The 10,789-nt window shown below is 70.1% G+C and carries 10 protein-coding genes; 5 read left to right on the top strand and 5 right to left on the bottom strand.

All coding sequences use genetic code 11. The features are described from left to right. Window positions 1-103: 103 nt before the first annotated feature. Entirely contained in the window at window positions 104-802 is a 699-nt protein-coding gene (locus VHB27_RS13785; RefSeq protein WP_325601334.1) for a lipid-binding SYLF domain-containing protein, read from the bottom strand. A gap of 232 nt (window positions 803-1,034) precedes the next feature. Beyond that, window positions 1,035-2,924 carry an AMP-binding protein gene (locus tag VHB27_RS13780; RefSeq protein WP_325601332.1) on the bottom strand — a complete coding sequence of 630 codons (1,890 nt, stop codon included), beginning with the start codon at window positions 2,922-2,924 and terminating at the stop codon, window positions 1,035-1,037. A gap of 127 nt (window positions 2,925-3,051) precedes the next feature. Between VHB27_RS13780 and VHB27_RS13775 the strand changes: the two genes are divergently transcribed. Next, window positions 3,052-3,813 (top strand): SDR family NAD(P)-dependent oxidoreductase, encoded by a 762-nt coding sequence (locus VHB27_RS13775; protein WP_325601330.1) that lies wholly within the window; start codon window positions 3,052-3,054, stop codon window positions 3,811-3,813. A gap of 18 nt (window positions 3,814-3,831) precedes the next feature. Here VHB27_RS13775 and VHB27_RS13770 read toward each other — a convergent pair whose 3' ends face one another. From VHB27_RS13770 to VHB27_RS13760, 3 genes are all read right to left on the bottom strand, one after another. Then, entirely contained in the window at window positions 3,832-5,121 is a 1,290-nt protein-coding gene (locus tag VHB27_RS13770) for a heme biosynthesis HemY N-terminal domain-containing protein (RefSeq protein WP_325601328.1), read from the bottom strand. Then, entirely contained in the window at window positions 5,121-5,999 is an 879-nt protein-coding gene (locus tag VHB27_RS13765; RefSeq protein WP_325601326.1) for a hypothetical protein, read from the bottom strand. Before VHB27_RS13765 ends, VHB27_RS13770 begins: the two co-directional genes overlap by 1 nt. Window positions 6,000-6,268: 269 nt before the next feature. Further along, window positions 6,269-6,985 (bottom strand): uroporphyrinogen-III synthase, encoded by a 717-nt coding sequence (locus tag VHB27_RS13760; protein ID WP_325601324.1) that lies wholly within the window; start codon window positions 6,983-6,985, stop codon window positions 6,269-6,271. Window positions 6,986-7,068: 83 nt separating this feature from the next. Between VHB27_RS13760 and tsaD the strand changes: the two genes are divergently transcribed. From tsaD to murJ, 4 genes are all read left to right on the top strand, one after another. Continuing rightward, window positions 7,069-8,142, top strand: a complete 1,074-nt coding sequence (gene tsaD, locus VHB27_RS13755) for a tRNA (adenosine(37)-N6)-threonylcarbamoyltransferase complex transferase subunit TsaD (RefSeq protein ID WP_325601322.1) — start codon at window positions 7,069-7,071, stop codon at window positions 8,140-8,142. 10 nt (window positions 8,143-8,152) lie between these two features. Beyond that, on the top strand, window positions 8,153-8,977 hold the full coding sequence (locus VHB27_RS13750; protein ID WP_325601320.1) for a 23S rRNA (adenine(2030)-N(6))-methyltransferase RlmJ: 825 nt from the start codon (window positions 8,153-8,155) through the stop codon (window positions 8,975-8,977). After that, on the top strand, window positions 8,970-9,932 hold the full coding sequence (locus tag VHB27_RS13745) for an NAD(P)H-dependent glycerol-3-phosphate dehydrogenase (RefSeq protein WP_325601318.1): 963 nt from the start codon (window positions 8,970-8,972) through the stop codon (window positions 9,930-9,932). Before VHB27_RS13750 ends, VHB27_RS13745 begins: the two co-directional genes overlap by 8 nt. 210 nt (window positions 9,933-10,142) lie before the next feature. Beyond that, window positions 10,143-10,789: murein biosynthesis integral membrane protein MurJ (gene murJ / locus VHB27_RS13740; protein WP_325601316.1), on the top strand; the 647-nt coding region annotated here is incomplete at its 3' end.

The following is a 10,789-nucleotide window of genomic DNA, read 5'->3' as shown; positions in this document are numbered from 1 at the left end:
AAGGGACACGGTGACCGGGGCTGGACCGCCCCCTCAACGTCGCGGGCGGGCGCAATAACACGCCCGCCCGCTTGCCGCAACACGTTCTCTGACCAAAACCCGCTCAGCCCAGCGCGTCGATCTCGCGCCGCAAGGCCGCCGCTCGCGGACTCGCGACGCCGCCGAACAGCACCTGATGGATCGTCACGCTCCGGCCGTAGTACTGCGCCGTCATGTCAGGCTCCGCCTTGATGATCGACCCGTTCAGCGTCAGGCCGCCGTACAGGCCGGTCGAGGACGACCAGACCACCACATCCGGCAGCGTCGCGCCGCCGATCGCGCCTTCCACGCCCGAACCCAGCGTCACCACCGAGATGCCGGCCTGCGCGCCGAGCTTGAACTGGTCGTGCAGGACCCCGTCGACGGCCTTCTGGGTCATCAGCAGCATCACCACCTCCGACTGCTCCAGCCCGACCTGCAGGCCGAAGGAGGCAGATCCCAGCGCATAGAACGCCGGGTCGCTCCAGCCACGCTTGCCGCGGGCCATCAGGACGCCGTTGCCGCCTTCCCCGCCGATGAAGAAGCCGCCTTTGACCAGCTTGGGCACGATCATCACCGCCTTCGCCTCGCGCAGCAGCGTCTTCGCGTTCCCGAACGCCTTGTCGTGCCGAAGGTCGGCCAGCACCTTGCGGGCGCCGTCCACGGTCACCTGCTGGCTGGTCTGGGCCTGCGCGAGCGGAACCGCGACAAGGGGCGCGGCCAGGAAGACCGAACAAAATACTAAAGCGGAGCGGAGTTGTTTTAATCCAATTCTTGCCAGCATGGTCGGATTCCTTGCGATATTCCAAGACAACGCCGCAGCGTCAGCCTGGATATTTCATTGCAGGCATGAAGATTGTAGGTTTGCGGGGATAACGAAGGCGCGATGACCATCAACCGGCGGTGAAGCGAAACGGCGCAGGGACGCGCCGGTCTCCATTGCCCCTGGACAGGCTGCGTGACGCTGATGACGAAACGATGTGCCTCCCAGGTATTCCCCGTGGGCGGGAACCGCATCACCCTGCGTCCAGCACCTCCCGCAACTCATCCAGCGCCGCGGGGTCCTCGATCGTCGGCGGAACCGGCGCCGCCTCCCCGTCCGCGATCTTCCGGATCGTCGCCCGCAGAATCTTCCCCGACCGCGTCTTCGGCAATCGAGGCACAACCCGTGCGTCCTTGAACGCCGCCACCGGACCGATCCGCTCGCGCACCAGGGCGACCAGTTCCGCCGCCACCTCTGCTTCCGGCCGGTTCACCCCGGCCTTCAGCACCACCAGCCCGATCGGCGCCTGTCCCTTCACCGCGTCCTTCGCCCCCACCACCGCGCATTCCGCGACGTCGGGGTGGGAGGCCAGCACCTCCTCCATCGAACCGGTCGACAGCCGGTGGCCGGCGACGTTGATGATGTCGTCCGTGCGCCCCATCACCCAGACATCGCCGTCTTCGTCCACCACGCCGGCATCGCCGGTGCGATACCAGCCGGGGAAGTCGGACAGGTAGGCGGTCCGGTACCCCTCCTCGTTCTCCCAAAGCGTCGGCCCGCAGCCTGGCGGCAGCGGCAGTTTCAGCGACAGGTTGCCCGACGCGCCGCGCGGCAGCACCGCGCCGTTATCGTCCAGCGCATGCAGGTCATAGCCCGGGCACGGCCGCCCGCCGGAGCCCGGCTTGAACGGGAACAGCCCGAACTGACGGAAGCCGGCGGTGATCGGCCAGCCGGTCTCGGTCTGCCACCAGTGATCGACGATCGGCCTGCCCAGCAACTCATGCGCCCAGATCCCGGTCGGAGGATCGCAGCGCTCGCCCGCGAGGTACAGCGCTTCCAGGCTCGACAAGTCGTGCCGTTTCGCCAGGACACCGTCCGGGTCCTGCTGCTTGATCGCGCGCATGGCGGTCGGAGCAGTGAACAGAACCTTCGCCTTGTGCGCGGCGATCACCCGCCAGAACGCGCCGGCATCGGGCGTGCCGACCGGCTTGCCCTCATACATGATCGATGTGCAGCCGCGCAGCAGCGGTGCGTAGACGATATAGCTGTGGCCGACGACCCAGCCGACGTCGGAGGCGGTCCACCAGACGTCGCCGGCATCGACGCCGTAGATCATCTTCATCGAGTTCCACAGCACGACGGCATGCCCGCCATTGTCGCGCACCACGCCTTTCGGCCGCCCGGTCGTGCCGGAGGTGTAGAGGATGTACAGCGGATCGGTCGCCGGCACCGGCACGCAGCCGTGCGGTTCCGCCGCCGCCACCGCGTCCCGGAAATCGTGGTCGCGGCCGGCGGTCATTGGCGCCTCGGCCTGCGGGCGCTGCAGGATCAGGCATGCATCCGGCTTGTGCGGCGAAAGCTGGATCGCCGCGTCCAGCAACGGCTTGTACTTGACCACGCGCCCCGGCTCCAGCCCGCAGGACGCCGAGACGATCACCTTCGGCTTGGCATCGGCGATGCGGGTGGACAACTCCGCCGCCGCGAAGCCGCCGAACACCACCGAATGCACGGCGCCCAGGCGCGCGCAGGCCAGCATGGTGAACGCCGCCTCCGGCACCATCGGCATGTAGATCACCACCCGGTCGCCCCGGCCGACGCCCAGCGCCGCCAGCGCGCCGGCGATCTTCGCCGTTTCGGCCAGCACCTCGGCGTAGGTGAAGCGGCGGATGCTGTCGGTCATCGGGCTGTCGTGGATCAGCGCGACCTGGCCGCCTCGTCCGCCCTCCACATGTCTGTCCAGACAATTGTAGCAGGTATTCAGTTCGGCGCCCGCGAACCACTGGCCGAACGCACCCATCGACGGGTCGAAGACCTTGTCCCAGGTCCGGCTCCAGGTGATGCCTGCCGCTTCGCCGGCCCAATACGCGGCCGGATCGCGAAGCCAGTCCGCGTAGGCATCGGCATAGCTGTTCGCTTGGGTCATGCCGCGTTCCTCCCTTTTCGCTGTTTGTCCGGCGCGACCTCCCAGCGGTCAAGCCTATTGCTCAACGACAGACTTGCATGTCCGCGTGCGGAATGGTTTCTGCGGACCGACATTTCAGGAGGGAATGATGCAGATCAATGGTCTGGCCGCGCTGGTAACCGGCGGCGGCTCCGGTCTCGGGGCCGCGACGGCGGAGCATCTGGCAAGCCTTGGCGCCCGCGTGGCCGTGGCCGACATCAACCAGGCCGCGGCGCAGGCGACCGCCGGCCGGATCAGCGGTCTCGGCATCGGCTGCGACGTCGCCGACGCCGCGTCCGCCGAGGCCGCCTTCGCCGCCGCCCGCGCCGCGCACGGACCGGTCCGCATCCTGGTGAACTGCGCCGGCGTCGGCACCGCGGGACGCATCCTCGGCCGCGACGGGCCGCTGAAGCTGGAAGCGTTCGAGCGGGTCGTCCGCATCAACCTGATCGGCAGCTTCAACATGCTGCGCCTCGCCGCCGCCGAGATGGCGGAAACCGACGCGCTGGAGGAAAACGAGCGGGGCGTGATCGTCAACACCGCCTCGGTCGCGGCCTATGAAGGCCAGGTCGGCCAGCCCGCCTACGCGGCGTCCAAGGGCGGTGTCGTCGGCATGACGCTGCCCGCCGCGCGCGAACTGGCCCGTGTCGGCGTGCGCGTGATGACGATCGCGCCGGGCCTGTTCCACACCCCGATGGTGGACGCCCTGCCGCCCGAGGTGCAGGCCAGCCTGGGCGCCAGCATCCCCTACCCGCCCCGTCTGGGCCGGCCGTCGGAATACGCCGCGCTGGTCGAGCACATCGTCCGCAACCGGTTCCTCAACGGCGAGGTCATCCGCCTGGACGGCGCGCTGCGGATGCAGCCGCGGTAGCCGGTCGGCGCGCCCGGTTCAGGCGGGCGCGATCACCGCCGGCACCGTCGGTCCCGTCTTCGTGGTCGCCACCCAGCGCAGCGTGCCGACATGGCTGCACACCGGGCATTTCGGCTGCCATGCCACCGGTTCCGCACTGCAGTTCGTGCACAGCCAGTGTGGGTCCGGCTCCGCCGTCGCGGCCGCGCGCAGCGCCGCCCGCTGCGCCTGCCGGCCGGCCTCGGTCTCGCCGTGCTCCTGCTCCTCCAAGTCGGCCAGCAGCAAATAGACCCGCCGCTGGTTGACGCCGTGGGCGCGTGCGGCCTCGATCTGCATGCGCGCCTCGGTCGTCACGCCGGCATCCAGGGCGGCCTGGGCCACCAGCAGACGGCTTTCGGGATGGGTCGGGTTGCGCTCGACCAGCCGCTTGGCGGCTTGCAGGCGGCCCATCTTGTCCGTCTCCGTCGCCAGCATCAGCGCCGCGAAGTCCGGATGCGGCGCCCTCGCCCATGCCTCCTGGATCGTGGAGCGGGCGCGGCCGTCATGCCCCGCCAGCCGAAGCCGCTGGGCATAGGTCACCACGGCCGGTGCGAAGGTCGGATCTTCCCGATACGCCTTGCGTGCATACTCCAGCGCCCGTTTCGGATCGCTCTCCGCCTCCGCCGCGGCAATATAGTAGACGACCCGCCGCGGATCGGATCCGATCAGGTCCAGTGCATCGGCCCAATTATCCGTCTGCAGCGCCAGTTCGGCGCGTTGCTGGCGCAGCCAGGCCGTGCCGGGATGCGCCATTTCCGCCTGCCGCGCGAGTGCCGTCGCTTCCGCCCAGTCGCGCCGCTCGATCGCCTGGCGCATCAGGCCGCGATAGCCCAGGAACTGCCCTTCCGGCTGCTTGACCAAGGCACGGAACGCAGATTCGGCCTCGTCTTCCCGGCCCTCCAACCGACCGGCTTCGGCCGCCAGCAGCAAGGTCTGCGGATTGTCGCCCAGCAGCCGCCGCGCGCGTCGGGCGGACCGCCGTGCCTCGGCTTGCTCACCGGACGCGAGGGCGACGAGGACGCGGTTGAGCGCCCGCTGCCCTACCCGCATCCGATGTGCACGCCGCCAGCGGGCGGTCGTGCCGGGCAGGAACCAGAGACCGACCAGCAGCCGCAGCAGCAGGACGACCGCGAACAGCAGGACCACGATGCCCAGGATCGCGACCGGCACCGACGTCTCGACGTCATAGGGGCCGAACGACGCCGAGACATGGCCGCTGATGCCGGCCAGAAGCCAGACGACCGTGACGATGACGATGCCGACGATCAGGGCAGCCAGCAGCCTGCGCATCAGGCCTGCCCCGCCATCGAGGCCAGCGCCGCTCGGGCCGCCAGCAGCGATTGCGCGTCATCCAGCCAGCCCGCCATCGCCTTCCTGGACGCATCGGGCAGCGGCGCCAAGGCGGCAACCGCCTTGTTCAAGTCCCCGGCTTCCAGCGCCGCCTGCGCGGCGGCGAGCGCGACCGAGGACTGGTTGCCCACGATCACCTCGTTCCCCTGCTTGACCGTCACCAGCCCCTGAACCCGTTCCCACACGCGCCGCAGGAACGGCGTGTTCGTCAGATAGGGCTGCTGCGCGGCGAGCGCGGCCTGCCGGGCCGCCGGGAACGCCAGGCGCAACTGCGCCTCGGTCGGCGGCGCGGCATGCGCGTATTTCGCCAGCGCCGGCGGCGCGCCGGGCAGGTCGCCCACCGGCTGGCCTGCGTTCAGGGCGATCGTCGCGTCCTGCAGCCGCGCCAGCTTGGCGACGCGCGCCTGCATCGCATCGGAGTTGTTCGACGTGCCTTCCAGTTTCGCGACCCGCGCCGACAGGTCGTCGAGCGCCTGCTTGCTGCCGTCCTGCACGGATTGCAGCCGAGCGGTCAGCCCCTCGATCCGTCCGGCCATCACGTCCAGCCGCTGCGCCACCTGGGCCGGATCAGCGTTCTGCCGCGCCTCCAATGCCTCGACGCGAGCGGCGAGCTTGGCAACGTCGCCGGGGGAGGCAGCAGGCGGCGGGACCGGCCGTGCCTCAAGCTGGCGCAGGCGGGCGTCGAGCGAGGCAATCCGTTCGTTGGCGTCGCGCACCTGGGCCGGCACGGACGGATTGAGCCATACGATGACCAGGCCGATCAGCAGGATCACGAACCCGATGGCGCAGAGCGCCGGCAGCAGGTCGCCACCGGTCACCGGCCGCCGGCCGGGCGGAGCGGAGGGAGGTGGATTGCCCCCGCCCCCCGCGTATGACGGCTGCTCGGACGACGGTCCCACGACCGGCGGCTCTGAGCCCGGTGGTTCCGAGGCTGCCGTTCCCGCCGTCGCCGACTCCGATGGCGGCGGTTCCGGAACCGGTTCGGACACGCCCTCATGATGCGGCACCGACGACACCGGCTCCATCACGGGGACAGCGGCCCCAGGTTCGAGAATTTCAGCGGGGGAGTCCTTGGCGTTTCTTTCATTCATCGCAGTAGCTCAAGCATTGCGTCCTGGTTGGGCCGAAGGGCGGTGCGGACCCGTCGCCATGGGAGGCGCCTTAATGCCATGGCTGTCCGCTCGCTGATAGACACCGCTTCGACAGTGGAGAGGGTTTCGGCGACCCCCGCCTTCCGGACCAGCCGGATAAACTGCCGAGCGGTCTCGGCCGAAAAAAACAGCGCGAAGCGGACTGTCCGGCGGTGCAGCGCAAGGACGGCGGCCTCGGGCAGGGTCGCGACCCCGTCGGCTTGGTAGGCCACGCGCCGGACAACGCGCCATCCCCTGTCGCGAAGGGCCATGGACAGCGGTGCGCCCTGGCCGCGGCCGACCGGAAGGAACAGCGTCTGTCCTCGCGCACCGATCGTCGCCGCGATCAGGTCCGGCAAGGCGGCGGCATCCGCGTCGGCATCGACGACCCTTGTGAAGCCGGCCTCCCGCGCACGCCGGGCGGTGGCCGATCCCACCGCGAAGGCGGGATTGGCATGGCAGGCGGGCGGACAGGCCGGTGCGGCATTGCCGCTGGTCAGCACGGTCGCCACGCAGGCGGCCGGTACCTCGACCGGCTGGCCGGTCGGGGTGATCGCGAGCACCGGCGCTACGATCGGCGTCAGGCCAAGTTCGGCGACCTTGCGGGCGGTCTGGCTGGCGCCGGGCTCCGGCCTGGTGATCAGCACACCCCCCATGCCATCGCCCCACGCCATCGCTCTTGCCAAACCTGTCCTGCTTGTCTTGATAACCAGCTTCGGCGCGGTTTTCCATCGGCCGATGACGCAGCGGAGTCGGGATGGGTACAGTCGGCGGAAAAGGTGCGGTCCTCGGCATCGAGACGTCGTGCGACGAGACGGCGGCGGCGGTGCTGGACCGTGACGGCCGAGTGCTGGCGGAGACGGTACTGAGCCAGTTCGCCGACCACGCCCCCTATGGCGGCGTGGTGCCGGAGATCGCGGCCCGTGCACATCTGCGCTACCTGTCGACGCAGGTGTCGCATGTCATGCGTACCGCCGGGCTCGCGCCGGCGGACCTGGCCGCGATCGCCGCGACGACCGGGCCGGGGCTGATCGGCGGGCTGATCGTCGGCTGCCAGTTCGGCAAGGGCATGGCGCTGGGCGCCGGCAAGCCGTTCCTGGCCATCAACCACCTGGAAGCGCACGCCTTGACCGCCCGCCTGCCGGGCCTGACCGACGGCGGCGCGCCGTTTCCTTATTTGCTGATGCTGCTGTCCGGCGGGCATTCCCAGTGCATCGCCGTGCTGGGCGTCGGCCGCTACGTGCGCCTGGGCAGCACTGTGGACGACGCGGCGGGTGAGGCCTTCGACAAGGTGGCCAAGCTGCTGGGCCTGGGCTGGCCGGGCGGGCCGGCGCTGGAACGGCTCGCAGCCGGCGGGGATCCGGACGCGTTCCCCCTGCCCCGTCCCATGCTGCGCCGGCCGGGCTGCGATTTCAGCTTCTCCGGCCTGAAGACCGCCGTCGCGCAGCTTGCCGCCGGCCCTTTGTCGGACGGCCGTCGCGCAGACCTTGCGGCCAGCTTCCAGCACGCGGTGACGGATGTGCTGGCGGACCGGGCCTCCCACGCCATGGCGATGATGCGGGAACGCCATCCCGAGGCACGGCTGCTGGTCGTGGCCGGGGGGGTCGCCGCCAACGCGGCGATCCGGACCGCGCTGACGCACGCGGCCGAGGCGGCGGATTTCCGGCTGGTCGCGCCGCCGGTGCGGCTATGCTCCGACAACGCCGTCATGGTCGCCTGGGCCGGCATCGAACGCTTGCGGCTGGGGATCGCCGACGGAATGGACACAGCCCCCCGGCCGCGCTGGCCGCTGGCAGAATTGGCGGGATCGAGCGGGTCGGGGCGACGTTGAGGAGGGCCGGATGAACTACCGCCATGCCTTCCACGCCGGTAATTTCGCCGATTGCTTCAAGCATGCGCTGCTGGTGGCGCTGCTGGACAACCTTGCACGCAAGCCGACGCCGTTCTGTGTCATGGACACGCATGCGGGATCGGGTCGCTACGACCTGTCCGCCGACGCCGCGCAGCGGACGGCGGAGGCGGAGGGTGGCATCCTGCGCCTGCTGTCGAACCGGGACGGCGCCGGACCGCTGGCCTCGTATCTGGGCTTGGTCACCCAGTTAGGCCTCTATCCCGGATCGCCGATGATCATCCGCGCCCTGCTGCGTCCCGGCGACCGGCTGGTCTGTTGCGAGAAACAACCGGAGGAAGCCGCCGCGCTGAAGCGCCTCTTCCGCCACGACCCCCAGGTCGAGGTCCATGCGCGGTCGGGATGGGAAGCGCTGGGGGCGCTGTTGCCGCCCCGGGAAAAGCGCGGGCTCGTGTTCATCGACCCGCCGTTCGAGGCGCGGGACGAATTCACCACGCTGGTCGCGGCGCTGAAGACCGGCCACGCCCGCTTCTCCCATGGCATCCATGCGGCCTGGTACCCCGTCAAGCAACTGGCGGCGGTGCACGGGTTCCACGCCGACATGAAAGCCTCTGGCCTGCGCGACGTCGTGACGATCGAGATGCATCTGCGCGACCCGGTCGGATCGGAGCGGTTGAACGGCTGTGGGATGCTTGTGATCAACCCGCCCTATCGGTTTACGGACATCGCCAGGACGCTTGTCGAAGCCGTCCTGGAGGGGCTGGGTACGGCGGAGCCGGGCGCTGGCGTCCATGTGCTGAGGCTCGCCGATGAGTGACCATGTCACCGTGGTCGGCGCCGGCGCCTGGGGTACCGCGCTGGCGATCCAGGCGCACCGGGCGGGCCGGATGGTCACGCTGGTCGCGCGGCCCGCCGCGGCCGCGGCGATCGCGGTATCGCGGACCAATGCCCGCTTGCCCGGCATCACGCTGCCGGCCGGCATACGGGTGGCGGACGGGATGCCCGACGCCGGCGACCTGGTGCTGTGGGTGGCGCCGATGCAGCACCTTCGCGACTCTTTGCGGACGCATCGGCCAACGGGCGTGCCGGTGGTGGTCTGCGCCAAGGGGGTCGAGCGGCAGACCGATCGCCTGCCGCTGGAAGTGCTGGCCGAAGTGGCGCCAGACTGCCCCGGCGCCATCCTGAGCGGTCCCAATTTCGCGCACGAGATCGCGCTGGGTCTTCCGGCCGCCTCGGTCGTCGCGGCAGCGGATGCCGCGTTGCGGGACCGGATCGCGGCGACCCTGTCGACCGGTACGTTCCGCCTCTACGGCAACGACGATCCGGTCGGCGCCCAACTCGGCGGCGCGGCGAAGAACGTGATCGCGATCGCGGCGGGCGCGGTGATCGGCGCCGGGCTGGGGGAAAACGCCCGTGCGGCCCTGGTCACGCGCGGGCTGGCGGAACTGCGCCGGCTGGTCGCGGCCGTCGGCGGCAAGGCCGAGACCGTGATGGGCCTGTCGGGCCTGGGCGACCTGTTGCTCACCTGCACCGGTCCCTCCAGCCGGAACTTCGCCTTCGGCCATGCGCTCGGACGCGGACAAGGCGTGGCGGAGACGCTGGCGGCCAGCGCCGGGGTCGTGGAAGGCGCCTCCACCGCCGAGGCGCTGCTGGCCCGGGCCGGCGCGGTGGAACTGCCGATCTGCCGCGCGGTGGCGGATGTGATCGCCGGGCGGTGTTCGCTGGCAGAGGCGATGCAGGCGCTGCTGTCGCGGCCCAGACGGGATGAGTGAATTGGGAAGCACGGACCTGGGCGAATTCGGGCCACCGGTGCCTCGCGCGTCGCGGCCGGGCGTCGACATAGGTGGATGGGTCGCCCGGGCGTCCCACCCGTCATGGTCGGCGTATCCCGGCGCCTGTGCGCCACGCCCGACCACGGCGCGGCAAGGTTCCCGCCGCATTGAGGTAGCGTCGGTGCAGCCCCGCGTGCTCTCTGCCTCCCCATGCTGAAGAACATCCTGACGGTCGGCGGCTGGACGCTCGCGAGCCGGATCCTGGGCTTCGCCCGCGACATGCTGATCGCCGCCCTGGCCGGCACCGGACCGGTGGCGGATGCGTTCTTCGTCGCGCTGAAACTCCCGAACCTGTTCCGCCGCCTGTTCGGCGAGGGCGCGTTCAACGCCGCTTTCATCCCCGAATTCACCGGCATCCTCCACGCCGAGGGTCGTCCCTCTGCCAAGCAGTTCGCCGAGGAAGCCTTCGCCGTCATGACCTTCTGGCTTTGCCTGCTGACCATCGCGGGCGAAGTGTTCATGCCGCAACTGATGCTGGTCCTGGCGCCGGGGTTTTCCGAAGACCCGGCGAAGTTCGACCTTGCGGTGTCGCTGTCGCGGATCACCTTCCCCTACCTGCCGCTGATCTGTCTGGCCGCCCTGGTGTCCGGCGTGCTGAACGGCTTGGAGGCGTTCACGGCCGCTTCCGCGTCCTATGTGCTGTTCAACATCGTTTCGATCGCCTGCATGCTGTGGCTGACGCCGTTCGTGCCGACGGTCGGGCACTCCCTGTCCTGGGGCGTCACCGCTGCCGGCGTGCTGCAGTTGGCGTTACTGATGATCGCGCTGCGCCGGCATGGGATGGCGTTGCATATCCC

The sequence above is a fragment of the Rhodopila sp. genome (genome assembly GCF_035548235.1).
In the GTDB taxonomy this organism is placed as follows: domain Bacteria; phylum Pseudomonadota; class Alphaproteobacteria; order Acetobacterales; family Acetobacteraceae; genus Rhodopila.
The sequence above is the reverse complement of the archived record's forward strand: the minus strand, read 5'-3'. Positions and strand labels throughout refer to the sequence as shown.